Origin of the sequence: Streptomyces sp. NPDC050856 (assembly GCF_040653855.1) — a bacterium.
GTDB lineage: Bacteria > Actinomycetota > Actinomycetes > Streptomycetales > Streptomycetaceae > Streptomyces.
This window is the reverse complement of record NZ_JBFAGV010000010.1, coordinates 17,701-43,594: the sequence shown is the minus strand read 5'-3', so window position 1 is coordinate 43,594 and position 25,894 is coordinate 17,701. Positions and strand designations below refer to the sequence as shown.

General features: G+C 72.3%; 22 protein-coding genes and 1 pseudogene. 11 read left to right on the top strand and 12 right to left on the bottom strand.

Going from position 1 to position 25,894, the window contains the following annotated elements; genetic code table 11:
• The first annotated feature begins 91 nt into the window (after window positions 1-91).
• Window positions 92-1,231, top strand: a complete 1,140-nt coding sequence (locus AB0H53_RS12020) for a dipeptidase (RefSeq protein WP_362110274.1) — start codon at window positions 92-94, stop codon at window positions 1,229-1,231.
• 119 nt (window positions 1,232-1,350) lie between these two features.
• Here the strand turns inward: AB0H53_RS12020 and AB0H53_RS12015 are convergent, their stop codons facing one another.
• Both AB0H53_RS12015 and AB0H53_RS12010 read right to left on the bottom strand, forming a co-directional pair.
• Window positions 1,351-1,731, bottom strand: a complete 381-nt coding sequence (locus AB0H53_RS12015) for a VOC family protein (RefSeq protein ID WP_362110271.1) — start codon at window positions 1,729-1,731, stop codon at window positions 1,351-1,353.
• Window positions 1,732-1,860: 129 nt separating this feature from the next.
• A complete protein-coding gene (locus tag AB0H53_RS12010; protein WP_362110268.1) occupies window positions 1,861-3,204 on the bottom strand; it encodes a UDP-glucose/GDP-mannose dehydrogenase family protein in 1,344 nt (447 codons plus the stop codon).
• Between the two features lie 178 nt (window positions 3,205-3,382).
• Here AB0H53_RS12010 and AB0H53_RS12005 point away from each other — a divergent pair, with 178 nt between their 5' ends.
• Window positions 3,383-4,540 (top strand): acyl-CoA dehydrogenase, encoded by a 1,158-nt coding sequence (locus AB0H53_RS12005; RefSeq protein ID WP_362110265.1) that lies wholly within the window; start codon window positions 3,383-3,385, stop codon window positions 4,538-4,540.
• Between the two features lie 163 nt (window positions 4,541-4,703).
• Here the strand turns inward: AB0H53_RS12005 and AB0H53_RS12000 are convergent, their stop codons facing one another.
• On the bottom strand, window positions 4,704-5,288 hold the full coding sequence (locus AB0H53_RS12000; RefSeq protein ID WP_362110262.1) for a lytic polysaccharide monooxygenase auxiliary activity family 9 protein: 585 nt from the start codon (window positions 5,286-5,288) through the stop codon (window positions 4,704-4,706).
• A 301-nt stretch (window positions 5,289-5,589) separates the two neighbouring features.
• Between AB0H53_RS12000 and AB0H53_RS11995 the strand changes: the two genes are divergently transcribed.
• The 3 genes and pseudogenes from AB0H53_RS11995 to AB0H53_RS11985 all read left to right on the top strand — a co-directional run bounded on the left by AB0H53_RS11995 (window position 5,590) and on the right by AB0H53_RS11985 (window position 6,734).
• Window positions 5,590-6,234, top strand: coding sequence for a hypothetical protein (locus AB0H53_RS11995; protein ID WP_362110259.1), 645 nt, complete (start codon window positions 5,590-5,592; stop codon window positions 6,232-6,234).
• Window positions 6,235-6,379: 145 nt separating this feature from the next.
• A pseudogene (locus AB0H53_RS11990) lies at window positions 6,380-6,487 on the top strand (Scr1 family TA system antitoxin-like transcriptional regulator); the annotation flags it as partial.
• 22 nt (window positions 6,488-6,509) lie between these two features.
• On the top strand, window positions 6,510-6,734 hold the full coding sequence (locus AB0H53_RS11985) for a DUF397 domain-containing protein (RefSeq protein ID WP_362110256.1): 225 nt from the start codon (window positions 6,510-6,512) through the stop codon (window positions 6,732-6,734).
• Window positions 6,735-6,791: 57 nt separating this feature from the next.
• Here AB0H53_RS11985 and AB0H53_RS11980 read toward each other — a convergent pair whose 3' ends face one another.
• Complete coding sequence (locus AB0H53_RS11980; protein WP_362110253.1) at window positions 6,792-8,051, bottom strand: LCP family protein; 1,260 nt, start codon at window positions 8,049-8,051, stop codon at window positions 6,792-6,794.
• A 161-nt stretch (window positions 8,052-8,212) separates the two neighbouring features.
• Between AB0H53_RS11980 and AB0H53_RS11975 the strand changes: the two genes are divergently transcribed.
• On the top strand, window positions 8,213-8,749 hold the full coding sequence (locus AB0H53_RS11975; protein WP_362110250.1) for an acyl-CoA thioesterase: 537 nt from the start codon (window positions 8,213-8,215) through the stop codon (window positions 8,747-8,749).
• Window positions 8,750-8,874: 125 nt separating this feature from the next.
• On the opposite strand, the gene AB0H53_RS11970 is transcribed toward AB0H53_RS11975, so the two are convergent.
• The gene (locus AB0H53_RS11970; protein WP_362110247.1) at window positions 8,875-10,329 is read right to left on the bottom strand and encodes an LCP family protein; all 1,455 of its coding nucleotides are present in this window, start codon (window positions 10,327-10,329) and stop codon (window positions 8,875-8,877) included.
• A gap of 205 nt (window positions 10,330-10,534) precedes the next feature.
• Here AB0H53_RS11970 and AB0H53_RS11965 point away from each other — a divergent pair, with 205 nt between their 5' ends.
• Window positions 10,535-11,545, top strand: coding sequence for a glycosyltransferase family 2 protein (locus AB0H53_RS11965; RefSeq protein ID WP_362110244.1), 1,011 nt, complete (start codon window positions 10,535-10,537; stop codon window positions 11,543-11,545).
• 120 nt (window positions 11,546-11,665) lie between these two features.
• On the opposite strand, the gene AB0H53_RS11960 is transcribed toward AB0H53_RS11965, so the two are convergent.
• The 4 genes from AB0H53_RS11960 to AB0H53_RS11945 all read right to left on the bottom strand — a co-directional run bounded on the left by AB0H53_RS11960 (window position 11,666) and on the right by AB0H53_RS11945 (window position 18,013).
• Window positions 11,666-13,462 (bottom strand): LCP family protein, encoded by a 1,797-nt coding sequence (locus tag AB0H53_RS11960; protein ID WP_362110241.1) that lies wholly within the window; start codon window positions 13,460-13,462, stop codon window positions 11,666-11,668.
• Between the two features lie 28 nt (window positions 13,463-13,490).
• Window positions 13,491-15,344, bottom strand: a complete 1,854-nt coding sequence (locus AB0H53_RS11955; RefSeq protein WP_362110238.1) for an LCP family protein — start codon at window positions 15,342-15,344, stop codon at window positions 13,491-13,493.
• A 220-nt stretch (window positions 15,345-15,564) separates the two neighbouring features.
• Entirely contained in the window at window positions 15,565-17,049 is a 1,485-nt protein-coding gene (locus AB0H53_RS11950; protein ID WP_362110235.1) for an LCP family protein, read from the bottom strand.
• A 211-nt stretch (window positions 17,050-17,260) separates the two neighbouring features.
• Window positions 17,261-18,013, bottom strand: a complete 753-nt coding sequence (locus AB0H53_RS11945; protein ID WP_362110233.1) for a TIGR03089 family protein — start codon at window positions 18,011-18,013, stop codon at window positions 17,261-17,263.
• Between the two features lie 127 nt (window positions 18,014-18,140).
• On the opposite strand from AB0H53_RS11945, the gene AB0H53_RS11940 reads away from it, so the two are divergent.
• The 3 genes from AB0H53_RS11940 to AB0H53_RS11930 all read left to right on the top strand — a co-directional run bounded on the left by AB0H53_RS11940 (window position 18,141) and on the right by AB0H53_RS11930 (window position 21,936).
• Window positions 18,141-19,715, top strand: a complete 1,575-nt coding sequence (locus tag AB0H53_RS11940) for an N-acetylmuramoyl-L-alanine amidase (protein WP_362110231.1) — start codon at window positions 18,141-18,143, stop codon at window positions 19,713-19,715.
• A gap of 100 nt (window positions 19,716-19,815) precedes the next feature.
• Window positions 19,816-20,898 (top strand): NDP-sugar synthase, encoded by a 1,083-nt coding sequence (locus tag AB0H53_RS11935; protein WP_362110229.1) that lies wholly within the window; start codon window positions 19,816-19,818, stop codon window positions 20,896-20,898.
• Between the two features lie 54 nt (window positions 20,899-20,952).
• Window positions 20,953-21,936 (top strand): DNA-3-methyladenine glycosylase 2 family protein, encoded by a 984-nt coding sequence (locus tag AB0H53_RS11930; RefSeq protein ID WP_362110227.1) that lies wholly within the window; start codon window positions 20,953-20,955, stop codon window positions 21,934-21,936.
• Window positions 21,937-21,986: 50 nt separating this feature from the next.
• Here AB0H53_RS11930 and AB0H53_RS11925 read toward each other — a convergent pair whose 3' ends face one another.
• The 3 genes from AB0H53_RS11925 to AB0H53_RS11915 all read right to left on the bottom strand — a co-directional run bounded on the left by AB0H53_RS11925 (window position 21,987) and on the right by AB0H53_RS11915 (window position 24,814).
• The gene (locus AB0H53_RS11925) at window positions 21,987-23,279 is read right to left on the bottom strand and encodes a coenzyme F420-0:L-glutamate ligase (protein WP_362110225.1); all 1,293 of its coding nucleotides are present in this window, start codon (window positions 23,277-23,279) and stop codon (window positions 21,987-21,989) included.
• Complete coding sequence (gene cofD, locus AB0H53_RS11920) at window positions 23,276-24,232, bottom strand: 2-phospho-L-lactate transferase (protein ID WP_362110223.1); 957 nt, start codon at window positions 24,230-24,232, stop codon at window positions 23,276-23,278. Before cofD ends, AB0H53_RS11925 begins: the two co-directional genes overlap by 4 nt.
• A gap of 66 nt (window positions 24,233-24,298) precedes the next feature.
• The gene (locus AB0H53_RS11915) at window positions 24,299-24,814 is read right to left on the bottom strand and encodes a cysteine dioxygenase family protein (RefSeq protein WP_362110221.1); all 516 of its coding nucleotides are present in this window, start codon (window positions 24,812-24,814) and stop codon (window positions 24,299-24,301) included.
• 742 nt (window positions 24,815-25,556) lie between these two features.
• Here AB0H53_RS11915 and AB0H53_RS11910 point away from each other — a divergent pair.
• Window positions 25,557-25,820, top strand: a complete 264-nt coding sequence (locus AB0H53_RS11910; RefSeq protein ID WP_023588371.1) for a WhiB family transcriptional regulator — start codon at window positions 25,557-25,559, stop codon at window positions 25,818-25,820.
• Window positions 25,821-25,894: the final 74 nt, after the last annotated feature.

Here is a 25,894-nt window from a genome sequence, read left to right as displayed (position 1 = left end):
GGACGCAGTACGCCGCCGCGACCCCCCGCCCCGCCCGTGCCACCGTGGCCCTATCGGCTCGCACCCGCCGCCCCCGAGCGGAGCTCCCGTCATGGCAGACCTGCACGACCACCCGTACGCCGCGCCCTTCGCGGTCGGTGAACCGGACGAACCACCGCGCACCGCCGAGGCCCCCGCCGCGGCCGAGGTGAATCTGGAGCGGGCCCGGGTGCTGCTGGCCGCCCACCCGGTGGTCGACGGGCACAACACACTGGCCCGGGAGCTCACCCGCACCCCCTGGCACGCGCTGGAGCACGGCGAGAGCTCCCTGGACACCGACATACCCCGTATTCGCGCCGGCGGCGTCGGCGCCCAGTTCTGGTCGCTGCACGTCGACCCGCCCGGCCCGGACACCCCCGGCGGCGACGGCAGCATCAGCGGCACCCTCGACCGGGCCGACGCGGTGCGCGCCCTCATCGAGTCCTGCCCCGAGGCGCTGCGCCTCGCCCTGACCGCCGCGGACATGACCGACGCCCGCAACGGTGCCCGCGTGGCCTCGCTGCTCGGCCCGGTCTCCGGGCCCGCCCTGGGCGACTCACTGGCGACCCTGCGGGCCTACCACGCGCTCGGGGTGCGCAGCGCGAGCGTGGCCGGCACCCGCTGGGCCGCCGGGGGGCTGACCCGCTTCGGGGAGGAGGTGGTCCGCGAGATGAACCGCCTGGGCGTCCTGGTCGACCTCTCGGGGGCCACCGCCGACACGACGCGTCACGTCCTCGCCGTCACCCGGGCGCCGGTCATCCTGTCGCGCTCGGCCGCCCGCGCCCTCACCGGACACCCGGCGAACGTCACCGACGAGGCCCTGCGCCGGCTGCGGGCCAACGCCGGGGTGTGCATGGTGAGCTTCGCGCCCGCCCAGGTCGCCCGCAGCACGGCCCCCGCCACGCTGCTGGACGTGGCCGACCACCTCGACCATGTGCGCGCCGTCGCCGGCCCGGGGTGCGTCGGCCTGGCCGGCTCGTACGGCACGGCGACGGACGCTCCGCACACGGTGGGCCTGGAGGACGCCTCCTGCTACCCGTACCTCATCGCCGAGCTGCTGCACCGGGGCTGGCCGGAAGCCGACATCGCGGCCCTGACCTGGGGCAACGCGGCCCGGGTGATGCGCGAGGCGGAGTACGCGGCACGCGCGGCGGCGCTGGACCGCGGCCCGTCCCGGGCCACGATCGAGGAACTGGACGGCCCGGGGCGCTGACGGCACCCGGGCACGGACGGGCGACCGAGCACCCGGGCACGGACGGGCGACCGGGGCGGGACGGGGGGCCGGAGCGGCCCGGTGCCTGAGCGGCCCGGCCCGGGGCCGGCGGCCGGCCGCTACTCCCTCACCAGGCAGAACGGGTGCCCGGCCGGATCGGCGTACACCCGGAAGTTCCGCTTGCCGCCGTCGTCGTCCACGTCCAGCGGCCGGGCGCCCAGCTCCAGCACCCGCTCGTGCGCCGTGTCGATGTCCACCACCGAGAGGTCGAGGTGGAGCTGCTGGGAATTGTCGTCGGCACGCGGCCAGTCCGGCGCGCGCAACCCCGGCGCCCGCTGGAAGGCCAGCCGCTGCCCGTCCGGCAGCCGCAGCTCCACCCAGTGGCCTTCCTCACCGGGGCCGTTCGTCACCTCGCCGCCCAGGACGGCGGCGTAGAACTCGGCGAGCCGGTACGGGTCGGGGCAGTCGATCGCGGTCAGGGTCAGGCTGGCGAACGCCATCGTTCGTCCTCCTCGGCGGTCACGGAGATGATCACGTAGACGCAACGAGTGCCCTCACCACGGCCGGGTGAACCGATGGAAACCGGCCAGTCGGCCGCCGTGGCCGGGCCCCCGGCGGCGACGCCCGGGTCAGGCCCGGGGGCGGCCCATCGCGCGGTAGGTCCAGCCCGCGCCGCGCCAGCGCGCCGGGTCCAGGGCGTTGCGGCCGTCCAGGATGAGGCGGTCGGCCACGACCTGGCCCAGCTCCTCCGGGTCCAGCTCCCCAAACTCGCGCCACTCGGTCAGGTGCAGCACCACGTCGGCGCCCCGCACCGCCTCCAGCGCACTCTCGGCGTACCCGAGGGTCGGGAACAGCCGGCGGGCGTTGTCCATGCCCTTCGGGTCGTACACCGTGACCTGGCCGCCCTGGAGGTGGATCTGACCGGCCACGTTCAACGCGGGCGAGTCGCGGACGTCGTCGGAGTCCGGCTTGAACGCCGCGCCGAGCACCGCCACCCGCTTGCCGAGGAAGGAGCCGTTGCCGAGCGCCTCCCGTGCCATGCCGACCATCTGGACGCGGCGGCGCATGTTGATGGAGTCGATCTCGCGCAGGAAGGTGAGGGCCTGGTCGGCGCCGAGCTCGCCCGCCCGCGCCATGAACGCCCGGATGTCCTTGGGCAGGCAGCCACCGCCGAAGCCGATGCCCGCCCGCAGGAACTTGGCGCCGATCCGCTCGTCGTATCCGATGGCCTCGGCCAGCCTGACGACGTCACCGCCCGCCGCCTCGCAGACCTCCGCCATGGCGTTGATGAAGGAGATCTTCGTCGCCAGGAAGGAGTTGGCGGCGGTCTTCACCAGCTCGGCCGTGGGGAAGTCCGTCACGACGAACGGCGACCCCTCCTCCACCGGAGTGGCGTACACCTCGCGCAGCAGCTTCTCGGCCGCCGCGCTCTCCACGCCCACCACGATCCGGTCGGGGCGCAGGGTGTCCTGGACGGCGAAGCCCTCCCGCAGGAACTCCGGGTTCCACGCCAGCTCGGCGTCCGCCCCGACCGGCGCCCGGTCCGCGAGGAGGCGGGCCAGCCGCTCGGCACTGCCGACCGGCACGGTCGACTTGCCGACCACCAGCGCGGGCCGCCTCAGGTGGGGCGCCAGCGAGGCGAAGGCGGAGTCCACGTAACTCATGTCGCACGCGTAGTCACCGTGCTTCTGCGGAGTGTTCACACAGACGAAGTGGACGTCACCGAACTCCCCGACCTCCTCCCACGAGGTCGTGAAGCGCAGCCGGCCCGTCGACCCCTCGATGCCCGCCACATGCTTGCGCAGCAGCTCCTCCAGGCCCGGCTCGTACATCGGCACCCGGCCGGCCGACAGCATCTCGATCTTCTCGGGCACGACGTCGAGGCCGAGCACCTCGAAGCCCAGCTCCGCCATGGCCGCCGCATGGGTGGCGCCGAGGTATCCGGTGCCGATCACGGTGATCTTGAGGGCCATACGGTGCTCCATTGACGTACGGGAGGGAGGGCGGGCCCGAGCATAGTCGCGGTCGGCTCCGGGCACCGTTCCCGCAGGGGCGGCGTTGTCGCCAAACTCACGTATGCCCGGTGGGCGCCGCCGACTAAAATTGGGTTACTTAACGGTAGTTAGCAGCAGTCCAGGGGAGTGAGAAATAGTGGCGGGAACGCCTGACTTCGATCTGTACCGCCCGTCCGAAGAGCACGACATGCTCCGGGACACCGTCCGCTCGCTCGCCGAGGCCAAGATCCTCCCGTTCGCCGCAGCCGTGGACGAGGAGGCGCGCTTCCCGCAGGAGGCGCTGGACGCCCTGGTCTCCTCCGACCTGCACGCGGTGCACGTCCCCGAGACGTACGGCGGCGCGGGCGCCGACGCGCTGGCGACCGTGATCGTCATCGAGGAGGTGGCCCGCGTCTGCGCGTCGTCCTCCCTGATCCCGGCCGTGAACAAGCTGGGCTCGCTGCCGGTGATCCTCTCCGGCTCCGAGGAGCTGAAGAAGAAGTACCTGGGCCCGCTCGCCAAGGGCGACGCGATGTTCTCGTACTGCCTCTCCGAGCCGGACGCCGGCTCGGACGCGGCCGGCATGAAGACCAAGGCCGTCCGCGACGGCGACTTCTGGGTCCTCAACGGCGTGAAGCGCTGGATCACCAACGCGGGTGTCTCCGACTTCTACACGGTGATGGCCGTCACCGACCCCACCAAGCGGTCCAAGGGCATCTCGGCGTTCGTCGTGGAGAAGTCCGACGAGGGTGTCTCCTTCGGCGCGCCGGAGAAGAAGCTCGGCATCAAGGGCTCGCCCACCCGCGAGGTCTACCTGGACAACGTACGCATCCCGGCCGACCGCATGATCGGCGAGGAGGGTACGGGCTTCGCCACCGCGATGAAGACCCTGGACCACACCCGCATCACCATCGCGGCCCAGGCCCTCGGCATCGCCCAGGGCGCCCTGGACTACGCCAAGGGCTACGTCCAGGAGCGCAAGCAGTTCGGCAAGCCGATCGCCGACTTCCAGGGCGTGCAGTTCATGCTCGCCGACATGGCGATGAAGCTGGAGGCCGCCCGCCAGCTCACCTACTCGGCCGCCGCCAAGTCCGAGCGCGTCGACGGCGACCTGACCTTCTTCGGCGCCGCCGCCAAGTGTTTCGCCTCGGACGTCGCCATGGAGATCACCACCGACGCGGTCCAGCTCCTCGGCGGCTACGGCTACACGCGCGACTACCCGGTCGAGCGCATGATGCGCGACGCCAAGATCACCCAGATCTACGAGGGCACCAACCAGGTCCAGCGCATCGTCATGGCCCGCAACCTGCCGTAGCCCTGGCCCGGCTCCGCACCGTGCCGGACCCGGTGGCCGGTGCTGCCTGCGGGCGTTCGGCCGCGCCCGAGGCACCGCCACGTGAGGGCGCTCGATCACCGCAACGCCCCGTCGCTGATGAAGGCGACGGGGCGTTGCGGTTGGGGGCGCGACCCGCGCTGAACTACGTGATGTCGAGGTCGATGACCTGGTAGAAGGCGTTGCCGGTATCGGCGACCTCCCACGCCGACAACAGCACGTGGTACCCCTGACGGTCACTGGGCAGCGTGACGCTGTGGATGGTCGGGTCCTCCGGCATGAGATCGGCTTCCCAGTACGGTTGGCCGTCGTTCTGGAAGGTGGCGATCGGTGCGGAGTCGAACTGTGCCCGTGTCAGCGGCGCTGCCGGATCCCAGCCGTTCCTGGTGAGGAAGTAGTTCCAGCGGCGCGTCTTGTGCCGGGCGTGGTAGCTCCAGGTGATGTCCAGTGTCCGGCCCGCGGGCACCGGGTGCTTGTCCCAGTTCTGCACCGAGTCGGGCTCGTCGAGCTTCACGGCGAAATCCTTGCCGGCGCTTGCGATCCGACCGTCCTGGGGCGGCTGGACGTTGGGCGTGTCGTCCGGTGCGTACGGGTCCTTGAGGCCGGCTTCCGTCGCCGGGAAGAACTTCCCCGACTCCAGGCCGGCGGCCTGCCACTCCGCGAGGTACTTCTGTGCCCTGGACGGGGGATTGACCACCGATCCGTGTCGCGCTTCCCGTGCTTGTGCCACAAACGCCTCCTAACTGCCACGCAGACCGTCCCATCGACGCTCTGTGTACACAGCGTATCCGTCTAATAACTATGCGTGCCCGCCATCCCTCCGGTTCAGCCTGCCGAGTTCCCGCGCGTATGGTGCCGGCCCTCGTCGGCAGCGAAAGGCGACGCGTCACCGGTGGGGTCCATGGGCGTCGTCCGAGCGCCGACCTCTCGGCCGCGCAGACGTATCGTCGATCTGGTTGAAACGCGCACCACGCGCCCCGCGACCCGGCATCATGAACACCTCTCTCATTCAGAGCGGCCATGGGGGGACCATGCGCACCCGCACGACCATCACCGCACTCGCGGCCACGGCATTTCTGCTGCTCACCGGCTGCGACGACACCACCAGCCCGACCGACCCGGCGCCGCCGAATAACACGCAGGGCACCGGCACCGGCGTCGGCTCGCCCGCACCCGCGCCCAACTCGAAGCCGAGCAGCGCACAGCTGCCCAGCTTCGTGGGCACGGGGTTGCAGTCCGCTCAGGACAGGGCCCAGGAACTGGGCTTCTACAGTCTCACCTCGCACGACGCGCTCGACCGGGGCCGAAATCAGGTCTCGGACCGGAACTGGAAGGTCTGCTCGCAGAATCCCCCGCCGGGCAAGCACTCCACCGACACGAGCATCGACTTCGGCACGGTGAAGCTGGAGGAGAACTGCCCGGCCAAGGACACCAGCGGCGGCGCCCCATCGGCCGGCGGCAAGATGCCGGACGCCACAGGCAAGTCCGTGAAGGCCGTGCGCCAAGCACTGGATGCCTCGACCAGTCTCACCGTGGAGGACGCGCTGCCCGAAGGGCGCATGATCCTGGTGGAGTCGAACTGGGAGGTCTGCGCCCAGGAGCCGGCGCCGGGGACCGTGCTCACCGGACAACCGGTCACGCTGACGGCCGTGAAGTTCGGTGAGACCTGCCCGTAGCGGCATTCCGGCCCAGCCGCCGCCACCGCTGCGGCTGGGTCTTCCGGCGTCGGAGTCGAACGGATGGGCATGGCCGTGTCCGGCGCGAGCCCCCAAGCGGCCATTGGGCCGAGGTGAGCAGGCGGGCGAGGCTGGCTATGGTTTCGGCCAGTTGAGAAACGTTGAGATTCAGGTGATGCCGACGGACCGGGAGGATCATGCTGGGATGGGCGGCCGATTCGAACTGTTGAAGTTCGAGGACGGTACTGCGATGGCACGCTGGGGCTCTGGTCTGCATGGAAAAGTGCTGGGAGAGACCTGACCGGCAACACCTTGGACGGGGCCGTGCCTTGCAGTGGTTCAAGAGTGGCTACAGCAGTCATGACGGCCCGGCATACGTCGCGGTGGCGTCCGCCGTTGGCACCGTCCACGTCCGCGACTCCAAGGACGTGCCCGGTCCCCAGCTCGGCTCCAAGGCGCAGGCATGGGCGGACTTCGTCGCGTACGCGGCCGGTGGCTGACCGACAGGCAAGGGCCCGCACCGCGCAGCCGGGGTGCGGGCCTTCGTCCTGGGGCCGTCAGTCGCCGGTGACCGTGACCTTCTCGTCGTTCTGGATCTGCTGGACCAGCTGCCGGATCTTCGCCTTGTCCCAGACCAGGTTGCCGCCCGTGCTGCCCTGGATCGGGATGTTCATCGACTTGCCGTCGCCCCCGCTGATGCCCTTCATCGCGAAGAACATCTCACCCAGGTCGAACAGGGACATGTCCTTGTCGACGATCAGGGTGTCCAGACCGGCGCCGAGGGTCGGGTAGAGCCGGAAGGGGTTCAGGAGCGTGCCGGGCGTGGCCGCCTGGTTCGCCAGCGTCGCCAGGAACTTCTGCTGGTTCTTCGTCCGGTCCAGGTCCGAGCCGGCGAACGCGTACCGGGTGCGGACGAAGGCGAGGGACTGCTCGCCGTTGAGGGTCTGCTTGCCGGCCTGGAAGTCGGCGCCGGACTTCTTGTCCTTGAAGGCCTTGGGGATGTCCATCTCGACGCCGCCCAGCGCGTCCACGATGTTCGCGAAGCCGGCGAAGCCGATCTCGGCGTAGTGGTCGATGCGCAGCCCGGTGTTGTGCTCGACGGTGCGCACCAGCAGCTCGGGGCCGTCCTCCGCGTACGCGGCGTTCAGCTTCACCCGGCGGCCCTGGGCCGGGAACTTCTTGCCGGACTCCGAGCCGACGAAGGACGGGATCTCCACGTCCGAGTCGCGGGGCAGCGAGATCATGGTGTTCCCGCTGCCGCAGGCGGCCAGGATCATCATCGAGTCGGTGCGCTTGCCCTCGGCGGAGCCGGTGTGCAGCTTCTTCTTCTCCTCGGCGGACATGCCCTCACGGCTGTCGGAGCCGACGATCAGGTAGGTGGTGCAGTCGCCCTCCGCGGGGCGCTCGATGACCTTGGCCAGGTCCACCTCGCGGCGCATCTTGCCGTCGGCCCAGAAGTACGTACCGATGGTGGTGCCCAGGATCGCCACCAGCGCGACGACCGAACCCACCTTCAGCCGCCGGCCCCAGTCCGGGGCGGCCTGCGGGGACGCGGTCGGTATGCGCGCGCCGCCCCGGCCGCCGCCCTGCGGGGAGCCGTAGACCTGGCCGGTGTTGTAACCGCTGTCGTACCCGGCGGCCCGGCCGTCCCGGCCGTAGCCGTCGTCGTAACCCTGGGTCTGCTGGGGCGGAACCGGGGGGACCGTGGGCCGCCGCACATGGCGCATCGCCCGAGCGCCCTCGGGTTGGGCGCCGGCGCTGCCGCGGCCGTACTGCCCCTCGCCGTCGTCGGTCCATCGATCAGGCCAGTCATTCATGCGGACCAGTGTGCAGGCCCCCTCCCGGCGCCCGACAGGGCGGGTGGGAGATCGGGCCGGGGCTGTAGCCAACCTGATGCAGAACGGACCCGGCGGACGGCCACGGGAGGCGGCCGGAGGACCGTGAAGACCGTGACGGACTCGGGCATAGGGTGGAGGGCATGACAGATCAGGCTCCCCGGCTGGAGGGAAAGCCGACCTCGGCGTCGCGCACCACTCTCAGCCACATCATGACCGGCAATGACACCAATCTCCTCGGTACGGTGCACGGTGGCGTGATCATGAAACTGGTGGACGACGCGGCGGGCGCCGTCGCCGGCCGTCACTCCGGCGGGCCCGCGGTCACCGCGTCCATGGACGAGATGGTCTTCCTGGAGCCGGTCAGGATCGGCGACCTCGTCCATGTGCACGCGCAGGTCAACTGGACCGGCCGGTCCTCCATGGAGGTCGGCGTACGGGTCATGGCCGAGCGCTGGAACGAGTCCACCCCGGCCCAGCAGGTCGGCACCGCCTACCTCGTCTTCGCCGCCGTCGACGCGGACGGCAAGCCCCGGGCGGTACCGCCGGTCGTCCCGGAGACCGAGCGGGACGAGCGCCGCTACCAGGAGGCGCAGATCCGGCGCACCCACCGGCTCGCCCGGCGCCGCGCCATCAAGGAACTGCGCGAGAAGCGCGCGGCGGAGGGCATCACCGACTGAGCCGGACGGGCCACGGGTCGCGCTCCGGACCACCGGACGGGCCACGGGTCGCGCTCCGGACCGCCGGACGGGCCACGGGGTCGCGCTCCGGACCGCCGGACGGGCATCCGGGCCGGCCGCCGGTGTCAGGAGCAGACCACCTGGTCGCCGGTGACGACGCCGAACTCTCCCTGGTAGGCGTCCTCGGCCCGTACCGGCAGGACACCCGCGAAGTTCCCGCCCACCGTCACCTTCAGCGTCGCGCCCTGCCCCTCGTTGGCCTTCAGCCGGCAGCCGGGCAGGGCCGTCGCCAGGGACCGGGCGGAACGGTCCCAGCGCGGATCGAACCAGACGATCGTCTGCCGCAGGTCCCGCCGGGGCCAGTTGTAGGGCGACCGGGTCGTGTTGAAGCCGGTCGAGCGCAGTGACGCGTCGACCTTCGCCCCCAGCCCGTGGACCATCGTCCCGTTGTACACCTGCACCCGGATCTGCTGCGGCGAGACCTCCACCAGCGTCTTGCGGCCGGCGCTCTTGGGCAGATACGGCGCCAGCGGCCTGTCCTCGCGCAGGGCCCGGAACAGCTTGCGCGCCTTGGGCATGTCCCACCGCACGGTCGAGCCGAGGCCGTCGACCGGGAAGCCGGTGTCCAGCACCGGTACGGAGGCGAACTCCGACGACGCCGCCGTGAAGCCGCGCATCGCCCTCGCCAGGGACAGCAGCTCCGGCGCCCCCAGCCCCTCGTCGGCCCGCACCGAGCCCATCATCGAGGTGACGACCTCCTGGAACCGCACCGGGTTCAGCATCATCCCGCTGCTGGTCGCCTGGTGGATCAGCGACGCCATGAACCGCTGCTGGCGCTGCATCCGGCCCAGGTCGGACGCCCCGTCCACATGGCGGGAGCGTACGTACTGCAGGGCCTGCCCGCCGTTCAGCCGGTGGGTGCCGACGGGCAGGTCCAGGCCGCTGTAGGCGTCCTTCATCGCCTTGGTGGTGCAGACCTCCACCCCGCCGACCGCGTCCACGGTCCGCATGAAGCTGGTGAAGTCGACCTCCAGGTAGTGGTCCACCTTGACGCCGGTCATGTGCTCCACGGTCCGTACGGTCAGGCTGGGCCCGCCCTCCGCGTACGCCGCGTTGAGCTTGACCGGATGGGCGTGGTGGCGCTTGCCGCTGGTGGTGTCGGTGTGCGGCGGGATCGTGGCGTACGAGTCGCGGGGCAGTGACACCGTGCTGGCGCGCTTACGGTCGGCGGAGATGTGCACCAGCATCATCGTGTCGGTGCACCGGCAGGGGTCGCCGCCCAGCCGGTACTTGACCTTCTCCGCCGGGGTGATCCGGTCCCGCCCGTCCGTCCCGACGACCAGGATGTTGGTGCCGTGGCCCGCCTCCGGGCGGTTCTTCATGTCCTTGAACGGGTCCACCCGGCCGATCCCCGTGTCCAGGCTGGTCACCAGGGCGTGCCCGATCCCGCCGGCCCCCAGGACCAGCACTGACAGGGCCGTGGCGAGGCGCGTCCCCCACCGGGCCCTGCGCGGTCTGCGCGGCCTCCGGGCCGCCCGCGACGCGGACGGCCGGGGGCGGGCGGGGCGGCGGGTCGGCATGGGCACGAAGGAACCTCCGCGGGCGACAGGGGGACCGGGAGCACAGTAGGCCCATACGATCTGCGGCCCCGCCCACCGCCCGGGCGGCGCGCACCGGTGTCCCCCGTTCGCGGTAACGTGGCGGGCGAACCGCCGTCTCCCGGGGCGGTCCCCGGGCCCCCGGGGCCGGCCTCCGGGGGAGCCGACCCCGTACCCCCGAGGAGCCATGCCCCACCCCCCGGTCTCCGTGATCATGCCGGTCCTCAACGAGGAGCGGCACCTGCGCGACTCGGTCCGCCACATCCTCCAGCAGGAGTACGACGGGGAGATGGAGGTGGTGATCGCGCTCGGCCCCTCCACGGACCGTACCGACGAGATCGCCGCCGAGCTGGTGCGGGAGGACCCCCGGGTCCACACCGTCCCCAACCCCACCGGACGCACCCCCGCGGCCCTCAACGCCGCGATCGAGGCCTCCCGCCACCCCATCGTGGTGCGGGTCGACGGCCACGGCATGCTGTCGCCGAACTACATCGCGACCGCCGTCCGCCTGCTGGAGGAGACCGGCGCGCAGAACGTCGGCGGGATCATGCACGCCGAGGGCGAGAACGCCTGGGAGGACGCGGTCGCCGCCGCGATGACCTCCCGCATAGGTGTCGGCAACGCGGCCTTCCACACCGGCGGCGAGGCCGGCCCGGCCGAGACCGTGTACCTGGGCGTCTTCCGCCGCGAGGCCCTGGAACAGCAGGGCGGTTACAACGAGGAGTTCATCCGCGCCCAGGACTGGGAGCTGAACTTCCGCATCCGCGAGGCGGGCGGCCTGATCTGGTTCTCGCCGGAGCTGAAGGTCCAGTACCGCCCGCGGCCGAGCGTGCGCGCGCTGGCGAAGCAGTACAAGGACTACGGCCGCTGGCGCCATGTCGTGGCCCGCTACCACCGGGGCTCCATCAACCTGCGCTACCTCGCGCCGCCGACCGCCGTCTGCGCCATCGCGGCGGGCCTCGTGGCCGGTGCCACGGTCACCCCGCTGGGCTTCGTGATCCCGGCCGGCTACCTGGCGGCGATCACCGCGGGCTCCGTCCCGGCGGGCAAGGGCCTGCCGCTGAAGGCACGGGTGCGGATCCCGGTGGCGCTGGCGACGATGCACATGGCGTGGGGCTACGGCTTCCTGACCAGCCCCCGGTCCCTGGCCAGGAAGGTCATCGCCAGCCGCCGCCCGGCGGTCCTCACCAACGACTGACCCGGCCCCCGGCAGTCCGCCCCGCGCCTGCGCGGGGCGCCCCCGTCCGCCCCGCGCCCACCGCGTGGGCCGGCCCCGTCGCGCGCCCGGGTGGGCGGCGTGACCGTCGTGTGCCGGGCGTCAGGCGCCGTTCCAGCGGTAGGGCGCGTACACGTCCATGCAGGACTTGTCCGTGGCGTTGAGGGCGTCGGCGTTCTCCGGCAGGTCGCCCGCCCGGGGCGTCTGTGCCTTGGGGTACGTGACGCCCTCGCGCCAGTCCGCGCCGACCGTGAGGGTCAGTCCCGCGACCTCGCCGGAGGCGCGGACCGAGGCGTTCGGCACACCGAGGACCTTGGCGACCGACAGCGCGTCCGCCTTGCTCCGGGCGCCACCGGCCTTCGGGTAGGCCAGGACGGTGTCCGTGGCCGGCGCGGCGGCCTGCGCGGCGGTGGCCCTGGTGAAGCCCCTGCTTTGGAGGAACTCCACGACGGCCGCCGCCCGGCCCTTGACGGAGCCCTCCCCGTTGCCGCCGGTGCCGTTGACGACCGTCACGATCAGGCTACCCGGCGCGGCGGCGGCCGGCCCGGTCGCCCTGGGGGCGGGCTTCCTCGCGGCGTCGGCGGGCTTGCCGTTGCTGTCGAAGGCGACGTCCTCGCGGAGCATCTTCCACAGCCTCGCCGCGTCCCGCTCGACCGGGACCAGGTGGTTCCGGTTCCCGGAGTACTCGTCCGTCGGCAGGGTCGTCATGGTGATGCGGTTGGTCGGGACGTCCTTCAGCTCCATGGCCAGGTCGAAGAGGTCCTTCACCGTGCCGAGTTCCGCCGAGACCTCCAGCGCCTTGGTGCCCGCCTCGGCCAGGTCCATGATCCGCCCGGTGTCGGTGAAGGCGTTCTGCTCCTTCAGCTTGCGCAGCAGCGAGTTCATGTACATGTGCTGGGCCCTGGCCCGGCCCTGGTCGTTCGCGAAGGCGTGCCGGGTGCGCAGCCACTTCAGGGCGTCCTCGCCGCGTACCTCGGTCGTGCCCGCCCTCAGCTTGAGTCCGGAGCCGCCCTTGACCATCGCCGTCGGCCGGTCCCAGACGCCCTGGTTCACACAGACCGGCACACCGCCCACCGCGTCGGCCATCTTCACCACACCGGCGAAGTCGACCATCATCCAGTGGTCGATGTAGACGCCGGTCAGGCTCTCCCAGGTGGTCAGGGTGCAGCCGGGTCCGCCACGGGCGAGGGTCTCGTTGATGATGATGGTGGTCGTCGAGCGGAACGTTTCCCCGGTCTTCGGATCCCGGCACTCCGGGATGGTCACCCGGGTGTCGCGGGGGATGCTGATGACGGAGGCGTTCCTGCGGTCGGCCGAGACGTGCAGCAGCATCTGCACGTCGGCCCGCGGCTTGCTGCCGACGCTGTCCCGGCTGCCGCCGAGTTCGAGGTTGGCGGCCGTGTTCCGGCTGTCGGAGCCGATCAGCAGAATGTTCAGCGGGGTGTTCCCGGCCGCGTTGGGCGCCGCCTTCCGGACGCCGCTGTCGCCGCCGCTGCGCTCACCGCTGCGTATGTTGCCGTTGAGGTGCTGGTAGTAGAGGTATCCGGCGCCGGCCGTCCCGAGTATCAGCAGCGACAGCACCGCGGCGCTCCAGCGCAGGACGCGCCGTCTGCCGCCCTTGGCGGCCCGCGGGGCCGGGCGGCGTCCGCCGGTGGCACCGGCCGGGGTGGAGCGGCGCCGCCGGCCGGGGCCTCCGCCCGCCCGCCCGGTCCCCGGACGGGCCTGCGCCCGGGCGGTGCCGGGCCGGGGGGCGGCGTCCGGGCCACCCGCCGCGCCGGCGTCGGAGGGACCACCGTCGCCGCTGCCGCCCTCGTCGTGCGGGCTGTCGTCCCGGCCGCGCTTCCGGGCGCGCGGAACGCGGTTCCGCGTTCCCTCCCCACGCACGCTGCTCTGTCCCACCCAGGTCCCCCTGTCCTTCAGGTCCGCGTCACTTGGCGCAGACCTGCTTGTCGGCCACTACCTTCTGCACGCCCTTCGGCGCCTGCGCCGGCCCGGTGATGGGCACACCCGCGCCCTTGAAATCCGCGCCGAGCGTCAGCGTCATGGCCTGGAGGCCCGCGGCGTCCGCCGTCCCCTGCTTCAGCGCCGCGGCGGAAAGCCCCATCATGTCCGCGAGCTTGCGGGCCTGGTCGACCTGGTTGGGTGCGAACTCCAGGGTGGTCCGGTCGAGTTTCCCCGGGGCGTTGCTCTTGTTGGTGGACTTGAGGACGCCCATGTCGTTCTGGAGCCAGTCGAGGGTCCGCTGCGCCGCGCCGGTCTGGCCGCTGCCGTTGTAGACGTCCACGCGTACGTCACCGGCCGCCGCCCGCGGCCCCTTCAGCAGCGCGGCCTGCGCCGTGCGGGCCTGCTTCTCCTTCTTCTTCACCTCGGTGAGCGAGACGTCGTGCTGCAGCATCGAGAACAGCGGCCCGGCCTTGGCCTGGTCGACCACGACCGTCGCCTTGACCTGCTCCGCCGGATTGTCGACCACCGGCAGGGTCGTGAAGGTGATGTTCTTCGGGTCCACCTTCGCCAGCTCGGTGCCCAGCTCCTTGAGTCTGTTGATGCTCCCTATCCCGCTGTCCACGGTGAGCGCCTTGGTCGCGGCCTCGGCCAGGTCCAGCAGCTTGGTGGGGCTGGTGAGCGTGTCGCTCGACTTCATCTTGCGGATCATCGAGCTGAGGAACTGCTGCTGCGTCTGGATGCGGTCGAGGTCGCTCTCGTTGCCGAAGCTGTGCCGGGTGCGGACGAAGGCGAGGGCTTGCTCGCCCTCCAGGACGTGCGTGCCCTTGGTCAGCTTCAGATGGGAGTCGGGGTCGTTGACGTCCTTGGCCACACAGACCTCGACCCCGCCGATCGCCGAGGTGAGCGTCTTCACCGCGTTGAAGTCGGCCATCATGAAGTGGTCGACGGTCAGCCCGGTCATCTCCTTGACCGTGCGCATGGTGCAGCCCGGGTCCCGCTCGGACTGGCCGAGGCTGGTGTTGAACCTGACGTTCCGCTGGCCCGGGATCACCTTCGTGCCCTCGGAAGTCCTGGTCTCGCAGTCCGGGATGTCGGTCATCAGGTCGCGCGGGATGGACATCGCGGTGGCGTTCGTCCGGTCCTTGGAGACGTGGAAGAGGATCGTGGTGTCGGCGTGGCCGGGGCTGTTCTTGTCGCCGTACCCCTCATTGCCGTCGCCGGTGCGCTTGTCCGTGCCGATGACCAGGATGTTGATCGCCTGGTCCTTCTTGAAGCCCCCGCTGCCCGCGCCCGCGACATCGACCGTGCTGATGTTGCCGTTCAGGTGCTCGTAGTAGGCGTACGCGGCGATCCCGGTGCCGACGACGACGAAGGCCGTCACACCACCCGTCCACATCAGCGCCTTCTTCTTGCGGGCCTGCTGCGGCTTGCGCTTGCGGCGACTCGCCGACGCCGCGGCCGGCCCGGTGCCCTTGCCTCCGGTACCGCCCTTGCCTCCGGTACCGCCCTTGCCTCCGGCACCGCCCTTCCCACCGGCACCGCCCTTCCCGCCGCCCCTGGCGCTGTCGCCGCGGCCGCCGCCCGTGCCGCCGTCCGCCGGACCGGCCCCCCGGCGCCTGCGCTGGCCCGGGACATCGGCGGTCCGGCGGCGGGACGACGGTGCTTGCGGTGACGTTCTGGGGGAAGGGGAGGAGGAGGCGCCGCGTCGGCCGGTGGGGGCGTTCGACTGCCCTGCGGAATGGTCCAGTCGCAATTCGTAATGACCGGTCTGCGGGTTGAGCACCCACTGGTCGGCGGGGTCGATATCGTCCGCCTGTCCACGGCTGTGCGCGTCCACGGTTGTTTGAGTCCTCCGTCGGTGCCACGCGAGGCGCCTCCCCCGTCAGGCGCTCGGTATTTCGATCCTTGAGTGCGCGACCTCGCGGCCGGAGCACTGGATCGCGTCACACTATCCGCCCAGTTCAGCGTGGGGCGACGCCCGTGACAAATTCCACGCCCCTTACAAGCGGGCAATCTGCCCAATCCGTGTAGACCGCCGCCTGCGGCCGGGCGTCGTCCTACTCACACCGCCCCACAGCGGCGTTGGTCCCGGCGAAGGTCGGGGTGGCGGAAGGGCTGGAAGTCGGGTCGCCGTCCTGCTTGCCTCTGCTCCGTTCCTCGTTGGCCTCCTTCGATCCCCGGTCCTTGTCCACGACGACGACCGGGGCGTCGTCGCGCAGTCGTTTGAAGAGACTGTTCGCCATGGGCTGCACCAGCTCGTCGCGGTTCGGGTCGCCGGCGTACGGCCTGCGCGGCACGGTCAGGAACTGCACCTTCTCCGTCGGCACGCTGCGCATGGCACGCGCCAGGTCGTACAGGTCCCTCAGCGAATCGAGGCCCGGGTCGGTGGTGAGGGACTTGGTCGCCGCGTCCAGCACCGGATAGAGCCGGGTGGGGTTCAGCAGGACCCCGTTGCTCTGCACCTTGTTGACCAGCGCGCCCAGGAACTGCTGCTGGCGGTCCATGCGTTCGGTGTCGCTGCCGTTGCCCAGGGACTTGCGGGCCCGCACATAGCCGAGGGCCTGCTCGCCGCGGAGCGTCTGCGCGCCGGCCCTGAGTCTGAGGTGCGCCTGCGGGTCGTCGATGGGATCCGTGACACAGACCCGCACCCCGCCGACCGCGTCCACCATGTCCTTGAAGCCCCGGAAGTCGATCACCATGTGGTGGTCGACGCGGATACCGGTCAGCTTCTCGACGGTACGGATGGTGCAGGCCGTACCGCCCTGCGCGAAGGCCCAGTTGAACTGGGCGACCTGCGCGACCGTACGGCTCCCGTCCCGTTTCCGGCAGCTCGGGACGCGCACCATCAGGTCGCGCGGCACCGATACGGCGGTCGCGCCGCGCCCGTTGGCCGCCAGGTGCACCAGGATCGTGGTGTCGGACCGCTCGGTGCCCCGGTCGCGGCCGTACGCGGCGTTGCCGCGCCCGGCACGGGTGTCGGAACCGATCAGCAGGATGTTCCGCGCGCCGCGCGCCACCGACGCGGGCCGCTCCTTCTCGTACCGCTCCAGCTCGGCGGCGGCACCGCTGTCGGTGGTGATGTTGCCGTCCAGCTTCTGGTAGAGCCACCAGCCGCCACCCGCGGCGGCCAGCACGACGACGGACGACGCCAGCGCGGTCCAGCGGGGCCACCGCCGCGTCCGGTGCCCGTCGCCCGGGGCGGCCTCCCCGTCACCGGGCCCGCCCGACCCGCCGGATCCGCCCGACCCGCCCCCGCCGTGGCCGCCCGGACCGCCACCCGGCCCGTCCGGTCCGCCGGGGCCGCCCGGCGTGCCGGTGCTCCCGCCCGCGGCGGCGGTACGGCGCCCGGTCCGCGGCCGGGCCGGGCCGGGCGCCGTGGCGGCGTCCGGTTTCGGCCGGGGCTTGCGCTTGCGCTTCTTCCTGCTCGACGTTCCGGCACCCGCACCCGCACCCGCACCGGCGGGGGCGGCGGCACCGGCGCGCGACGGCTCGTCCCCGGCCGGGGCGTCCGGTTCGGCGGGCGTGCCAGCGCTGTCCGTCACGTCTGAGTCCGTCCTTGCTGCCTGCGAGGGCGTCGGCGGCGCACCGGGCAGCCGACGCCGATCGCAGGGATGGACGGCCGAACCAGGCGCTTGGTTGTGCGAAAGCTGTGCCAATGGGGCGGTACGTAACGCCGATCATCCATCGGAGGCGGCGCCCACACCCTGGGGACTCGGCACGCCGTGCGCCGGACGGGTGGACTTCAGCGGCTTGTCACACCGCGGTGGCGGTGATCCGTTCGCTGTCGATCCGCTTCGCCAGCGACTCGGCCGGCAGCCGGTCGAGGTTCCGGCACAGTACGACGGAGGCGCCCGCCGCCAGTGGCGCGTACAGGCCCGCCGACAGGCCCTCCCAGGTGTCGTACCCGAGCCCCGACAGCAGCCGCGCGCCGCTTTCCAGCCGCAGCCGGTCGGCGTCGGCGCGGGCGAGCTCGACGAGCCGGGCGCCGGTCAGCTCCGTACCGCCGACGGCGAGCGCGGGGGAGTCGGGGTCCACCGGGGCGTACGGTGCGAACCGGTCACCCTGCGCCGGAACGACGACCGCGTAGTCGTCGTAACCCCCCGGCGGGGTGGCGAAGCGGCGGCCGAGCGGGGCCAGGGACAGCGCGAGCCGCTCACCCCGGCAGGCGAGACCGTCCTCGAACCGGCCCGGCCCGGCGACCACGAGGTCCGCGGCGGCCGGGTCGCCGTCCAGGTCGGCGACGACGCCCACCGAGGAGCAGGCGAGCAGCCAGACGGCGGTCTGCCAGTGGGCGGGCAGCAGCAGCGCGAGCCGGTCGCCGGGCTCGGCGGACAGGGCGTCCTGAAGGAGGTTGGCCGTCTTGGCCACCCAATTGGAGAAGGTGGCCACCGACAATTCGACGCGCTCACCGGTGGCGTCGTCGTAGTAGGTGACCAAGGGGCGTGCCGGGTCCGCGGCGAGCGCGGATCGCAGCAGGTCGGCGGGGGTGCGGTCGCTGGCGTTCACCCGGGCAAGGGTACGCGCGGGGCTCGCGCGGCAGCGTCCGTACCGGTGACGCCGTCCACCGGACGGACCGATGGGCCGTCAGTTTTCCAACAAGCGCGTTCAGTCCGGATTGTTCGAGTATCACCATATGCGTGCCTTCCTTGCTTCCTCGATCGGTGTCGCGTGCGCCGCGGCTCTCGTGCTTCCGCTCTCGCTCCCCGCTGCCGCCGCGGCGGACGACCTGTCGCTCTCCGGCTCCACCCAGTCCCTGCCCCTGCGGCCACTGTCCGCCGACCGGTCGACCGTCCGGACGGCGCAGGGGCTCCCGGAGCGCGACGTACGGCCGTTCTCGCTGGTCGGCGTCGTCTGGGACGATCCCGACGACGAACTGCACGGCACGGTCCAGGTCCGCACCCGCGCCACCGCCGGTGGCTGGTCCGGCTGGCAGGCCGTGGAGACCCACAACCACGATCACGCCCCGGACCCCGGGACGCCCGAGCGCGAGTCGGGCACGGTGCGCGGCTCCACCGCCCCGCTGTGGGTCGGCGCGTCGGACGGCATCGAGGTCCGCGTACGGGCCGAGGCGCCGCGCGCCGGCGCCGCCGTCGAACCGCTGCCCCAGGGCATGCGCGTCGAGCTGGTCGACCCCGGCGACGACCCGGCACCCGAGGACGACACCGCCGCGCACGGTCCGCAGCTCCCGGCCGCCACCGCCCCCGACACCGAACCCGGGGGCGAGGCCGGGACCGGGACGGAGGCCGGCGCCGGGGCCGGTGGCGGTGGCGAGACCGACCCCGAGGTCGAGACGGACCCCGACGCCGGGACCGGCACCGACGACGGGACCGACACGGACAACGGAACCGGTACGGACACCGGCACCGACGACGGGACCGATACGGACACCGGGACCGGCACCGACCCCGGCAGCGGAACCGACCCGGACGCCGATCCCGACCAGGGGACCGACACCGGCCAGACCACCAGCGCCGGGCTGACCCTGGAGGAGACGGCCGCCTCCGCGGTCAACGCCGACCTGGCCGAGCTGGGCGCCCTGGAGATCTCCGAACTCACCAAGGCCGAGACCGAGGCCGGCCTGGTGGGCTTCGCCAAGCCGTACATCGGCCCCCGGCCGCGCATCGTCACGCGCAAGGGCTGGGGCGCGGACGAGAAGCTGCGGGAGCGGAACTTCGTCTACACCAAGTCCGTGCAGGCCGCCTTCGTGCACCACAGCGCCACCGGCAACAACTACACCTGCAAGCAGGCGCCCTCCGTCCTCCGCAGTATTTACCGCTACCACGTCCAGAGCAGTGGCTGGCGCGACTTCGGCTACAACTTCGCCATCGACAAGTGCGGGAACATCTACGAAGGCCGGGCAGGAGGCGTGGCCAAGGCGGTGCTGGGCGCGCACACCCTGGGCTTCAACACCAACACCATGGGCATCGCCGTCCTGGGCACGTACAGTTCATCGACCCCGCCCGCCGCGGCCGTCACCGGTATCGCGAAGCTGACGGCGTGGAAGCTCGGGCTGTACGGCAAGAACCCCAAGGGCAAGAGCACCCTCGTCTCCGGCGGTGGAAACCGGTACAAGAAGGGCACCAAGGTCAAGCTCAACACCATCTCCGGGCACCGGGACGGGTTCGCCACCGAATGCCCGGGGGCCAAGCTCTACGGCAAGCTCGGCACGGCCCGCAGCGCGTCGGCCAAGTACCAGGGACGGACCTGACCTGGACGGCCGCACCACGCGGGCTGCATACACTGTCCGGTCAGATCGGTCATATGAACGGTCTCCATCGACCGGCCCCAGCAGGAAGCGAAGACGACAGGTGACAGAAGCGATCCTCCTGGTCGGCGGCAAAGGCACCCGGCTGCGGCCGATGACGGTCCACACGCCCAAGCCGATGGTCCCGGCGGCCGGCGTCCCGTTCCTGACGCACCAGCTGGCCAGGGCCCGGGCGGCCGGTGTCGAACACATCGTGCTGGCGACCTCGTACCTGGCCGAGGTGTTCGAACCGTACTTCGGCGACGGATCGTCGCTCGGCCTGCACATCGAGTACGTCACCGAACGCGAGCCGCTCGGCACCGGCGGAGCCATCCGCAACGTCGCCTCCCGCCTGTCGTCCGGCCCGGACGAACCGGTCCTCATCTTCAACGGGGACATCCTGACCGGTCTGGACATCGGGGCACTGGTGGACACCCACGAGTCCTCCGGCGCGGACGTCTCCCTCCACCTCACCCGGGTCGAGGACCCGCGGGCGTTCGGGCTCGTCCCCACCGACTCCACCGGGCGGGTCACCGCGTTCCTGGAGAAGCCGCAGACCCCCGAGGAGATCGTCACCGACCAGATCAACGCGGGCGCGTACGTCTTCCGGCGGTCCGTCATCGACACCATCCCCGCGGGCCGCCCGGTCTCGGTCGAGCGTGAGACCTTCCCCGGCCTGCTGGCGGACGGGGCGCACCTGCAGGGCATGGTCGACTCCACGTACTGGCTGGACCTCGGCACCCCGCAGGCGTTCGTACGCGGTTCCGCCGACCTGGTGCTGGGCCGCGCCCCGTCCCCGGCGGTACCCGGCCGCCGCGGCGACCGGCTGGTGCTGCCCGGCGCCACCGTCGCCGAGGACGCCAAACTCACCGGCGGGACGGTCATCGGCACCGGCGCCACGGTCGGCGAGGGCGCCCGGATCGACGGCAGCACCGTCCTGGACGGCGCGGTCGTGGAACCCGGCGCGGTGATCACCGACTCCCTGATCGGCGAGGGCGCCCGGGTGGGCGCCCGGACGGTGCTGCACGGCGCCGTCATCGGCGACGGCGCGCGGGTGGGCGCGGACAACGAGCTGCGCGACGGCGTACGGGTGTGGTGCGGGGCACGGCTGCCGGACGGGGCGGTCCGCTTCTCCTCGGACCAGTAGGCCGTCCGCGGGGGTCTACCCTCATAGGGAACCCGAACCGCAAGGACCCCGCCCGTGGCAGGCCGCTACGCCCCCCGCCCGACCCGCACCGCCGTGCGCGGCGGCCATGCCGTCGTACCCGCGCAGGCCACACCGCCCCGCACCAGGACCTGGACGCCCCCGTGGCCGGTCGACCTCGGACTGGCCCTGGGGCCCCTGCGGCGCGGCCCGGGCGACCCCACTTTCCGCACGGCGCCCGACGGCTCGGTGTGGCGGGCCAGCCGCACCCCCGCCGGCCCCGGCACACTGCGGGTCGCCGCACCCGGCGGGGTCGTCGAGGCGCAGGCGTGGGGGCCGGGCGCCGAATGGCTGCTCGACCACCTCCCCGACCTGCTCGGCGCGCGGGACGCCCCCGAGGCCTTCGTCCCCCGCCACCGGCTGCTGGCCGAGAGCCTCCGCCGCCGCCCCGGCCTGCGGCTGACCCGTACCGGACTGGTGCTGGAGTCGCTGATCCCCTCCGTCCTGGAGCAGAAGGTCACCACGGACGAGGCGTACCGGGCCTGGCGGCTGCTGGTACGCGGGTTCGGCGAGCCCGCGCCCGGCCCCGGCACCGGGATGTACGTGATGCCGGAGCCCCGGACCTGGGCGCTGATCCCGTCCTGGGAGTGGCACCGCGCGGGTGTGGACGCCAAGCGCTCCTCGACGGTCCTGCGCGCGGTCCGGGTGGCACGCCGTCTGGAGGAGGCCGCCGCCATGGAGCCCGACCGGGCCCAGCAGCGGCTGGAGCTCATCCCCGGCATCGGCCCCTGGACCTCCGCCGAGACGGTCCAGCGCAGCAACGGCGCCCCCGACGCGATCACCGTCGGCGACTACCACCTGCCCGGCATCGTCGGCCACGCGCTGGCCGGCCACCGGGACGCCGACGACGCCGAGATGCTGGAACTCCTGGCCCCCTACGCGGGCCAGCGCCACCGCGCGGCCCGTCTCATCCTGCTGAGCGGCCACAACCGGCCCCGCCGGGGCCCCCGCTTCACCCCGGGCGACATCGCCGCGCTCTGAACGCCGCCGGGCCCGGTCCACCCGCCCCGCGCCCCGACCGGCGTCCGGGGTCAGCGCACCTCGATGAAGGCGTCCGGCTCCCGCCCCGGCCGGGGCGGCGGCACCGCGGCCGCGTGGCCCACCGCCACCGCGCCCATCGGGTCCCAGTCCGCCGGCAGGTCCAGCGCGTCCCGCACGACATCGCGGCAGAACATGGTGGACGACACCCACGCCGAGCCCAGCCGCTCGCCCGCGAGGGCGACCAGGAAGTTCTGGACGCCCGCGCCCGCGGCGACGACGAACATCTCCCGCTCGGCCGTGTCACGGCGCGCGTCCCCGTAGCCGTGGGCACCGTCCATCACCAGGCACGGCACCACCAGGTACGGCGCGCGGCGCAGGACGTCACCGCGCCGGACGCGCCGGGCGACGGCCTCCTCGCCGAGACCGTCCCGGCGCAGATCGGCCACCCAGGCGTCGCGCATCGCGTCCAGCAGCCGCGTCCGGGCCGCCGGCGACTCCAGCAGCACGAACCGCCACGGCGTCGTGTGGTGCGGCGCGGGCGCCGTCACGGCCGCCGCGACCGCCCGCCGCACCGCGCCCGGGTCGACGGGTTCGCCGGTGAACTCCCGCACGGTGCGCCGCTGGGTGACCGCCGCCCGTACGGCCTCGGACGTACCGAGCCGGAACATGTCGTCCGCCGCGTCCCGCACCAGCGCCCGCGCGCCGTCCGGGTGCTCGCCCACCAGGTGCGCGAGGCCGCGCACCACGGCGACCGGAAGACCCGCCGTCTTGCCCTTGACCAGGTCACCCGCCGCGGCCAGCTCGTCGGCGCCGGCGACCACGGTGGCGACGAGCGGGTTGCCGTACGCGTCGGTGCCACCGCGCAGGTCGTCCAGCACCCGTACGCCCGCCGCGCCGATCGCGATGTCGGTGACCCCGCTGCGCCAGGGCCGCCCGGAGGTGTCCGTGACGACGACGCCCACGTCCACGCCCAGGGTGTCCCTCAGCCCGGTGCGGATCGCCCGTGCCGAAGCGTCGGGGTCCTCGGGCAGCAGCAGTACCGTCCCGGCGGGAGTGTTGGAGGCGTCGACCCCGGCCGCCGCCATGACCAGGCCCTGCCGGTTCTCGACGATCCGGAGCGGGCCGCGCCGCGCCACCACCCGTACCGTCTCCGCGTCGATGGCCGCCTCGCGGTCGCCGGCCGCGACGATCCGGCCCTCCGCCTTGCTGACGACCTTGGAGGTGACGAGCAGCACGTCACCGTCCACCAACCCCGGCTCGGTGGCCGCGATCAGCTTGGCGAGGTCGTCGCCCGGCCGCACCTCCGGCAGCCCGGGCAGCGCCCAGACGCGGTACGAGGTCACCCCCGCACCTCCTCGGCGAGGGCCAGCGCCTCCCGCGCCATCTGCGCCGCCGCCCCGGTGTCGGTCATCATCAGCGGCACCGCCCGGCAGCGGATGCCGTGCGCCTCGACCTCGCCGACCCGGCCGGCGTCGACGGTGTCGACCAGCCAGCCGTCCAGCAGGCCGGAACCGTAGTGCTGGGCGACGGCGGCGGCCGTGGACTCCACGCCCACGGCGGCGAGCACCTTGTCGGCCATGCCGCGCACCGGGGCGTCCCCGACGATGGGGGACAGGCCCACGACCGGGACGCCCGCCTCGGCGATGGCCTCACGGATGCCGGGCACGGCCAGGATCGTGCCGATGCTGACCACCGGGTTGGAGGGCGGGAAGAGCACCACGTCCGCCTCGGCGATCGCCTCCAGCACCCCGGGCGCGGGCTTGGCCTGCTCGGCGCCGACCGGCACGACGGCCTGCGCGTCCACCGAGGCGCGCAGCCTCACCCAGTACTCCTGGAAGTGCACCGCCCTGCGCTCGCCGTCGATCTCGACGGCGACGTGCGTCTCCACGCGGTCGTCGGACATCGGCAGCAGCCGTACGCCCGGCTGCCACCGCGCGCACAGTGCCTCGGTGACGGCGCTCAGCGGGTAGCCCGCGCCCAGCATCTGGGTGCGGACGATGTGGGTGGCGAAGTCCCGGTCGCCGAGCCCGAACCACTCGGGCCCCACGCCGTACGCCGCCAGCTCGCTCTTGACCTGGAACGTCTCCTCCGCGCGCCCCCAGCCCTGGTCCTCGTTGATGCCACCGCCCAGGGTGTACATCACCGTGTCCAGGTCGGGGCAGACCTTCAGCCCGAACAGATGGATGTCGTCACCGGTGTTGCCGATGACCGTGATGTCCGCGTCCGGCGCGGCCTGCTTGAGGCCGCGCAGAAACCGGGCACCGCCGATGCCGCCGGCCAGAACCACAATGCGCATGGGGACAGTCTGTCAGCCCGGCGGTGATCGTTCGGGGGGTGGTGGGCCGGCCGGCGCCGGGGCCGGTCAGCCGACGACGGCGTCCTGGGTGGCCGGCGCGCAGGTGGGGGCGGTGTGCATCGGCATGTCCGTCAGCCCGGGGAAGTAGACGTGCAGGCTGACGGCCGGCTCCAGCGAGTCGTTGACGACCTCGTGCACGTAGCCGGGCGCGAAGACGTGCTGCGCGCCGGTGCCGAGCGTCCGCACGCCCCCCTTCGCGTGCTCCGTCAGCTCTCCCTCCAGGACGGTCAGCAGGCCGGACGAGTGGCCGTGGCCGTGCAGGCCGGTGCCCTGGCCGGGCACCCAGGACAGCAGCCACACCTCGTAGCCGGGGCCGGTGCGCAGCCGGTGGTACCAGCGGGTGGTGGCGTCGTACCGGACGAGCGGGGCCCACCGGGCGCGGTCGGCGGCGACGGACCGGGCGAGCCCGGCGAACTCGGCCACCGTGGCCGGGTGCTCCCTGGGGGGCTGGAGGAGGTGCTGCACGGCGAGGATGTCGCCGGCGATCTGGAGGTCGCTGTCGCTGTTGCTGGCGCTGTTCATGGGTGCGGTGTTCCTCGGCGGAAGGAGTGCGGGTGTCGCGAGCGGTGAGGCGATGAGGCGAAGAAGCCGCGGGGTCCCGAGGACCGGCGTTCAGCGGGCCGGGATCAGGGAACCGAGCGGGAAACGCTGGGAACCGGGGCCGGACGGGCGGCGCTCGAGCGCGGGGCCGTCAACAGCCGCGACAGCGACAGAGACAGCGACAACGGGCCTGTACGAGGGCCTGGACAGCGCGGCGGAACCCACGGGTGCGGGTCGCGAAGGGCGCTGAGGTCGCTGGCATGACATCCAAGGTGGCTGGATCCGTATCGCTCTGTCAACCCAATGACCGGTTTGGGGGGCAATGCTTCACCTCATCCGGTTGCCCGATCCGGAGAAAGGTTTGTGCAACGGGGATGCGGGACACATGGCGCAGCAGCCACGCGCGCGAACGCGCCATGCCCTCGTGCGCCGACTGTGATCCGGATCGCTTCCCCGACCCGGCCGCAACAGGACCGGGGGCGGGGGCGTCCCTCTGGGGGAGGCGCCGAAAGGGGGGATGCGGGTGGGGCTGTGGCTTGTGTCGCGATTTTACTTATTTGAACACTTTCCGCATAGCTTTGGTTCCGCAGAGTGAATACCGGGCCCAATAGCAGATCTCGGCTTGACTGGCCCGGATCCACACACTTGTAATTTCACTCGTGTCGTTCGGTGAAATCGACTAACGGCGACACCACGGGGACGCGATGACAGACGAGGGGCGCACATGACCGAGTTGTTCCAGGAACTGCTGGTCGAGGACGCGGACGAGGAACTCGGCTGGCAGGAGCGCGCGTTGTGCGCCCAGACCGACCCCGAGTCCTTCTTCCCCGAGAAGGGCGGATCCACCCGGGAGGCCAAGAAGGTCTGCCTCGCGTGCGAGGTCCGTTCGGAGTGCCTCGAGTACGCCCTGGCCAACGACGAGAGATTCGGCATCTGGGGCGGCCTGTCCGAGCGTGAGCGCCGACGGCTGAAGAAGGCCGCCGTCTGACCGTCGGGTGACCGCCGACCGCCGACCGACCGCCGGCGATCGGCCGCCGTTCACCGCCGACCGGTGTTCACCGC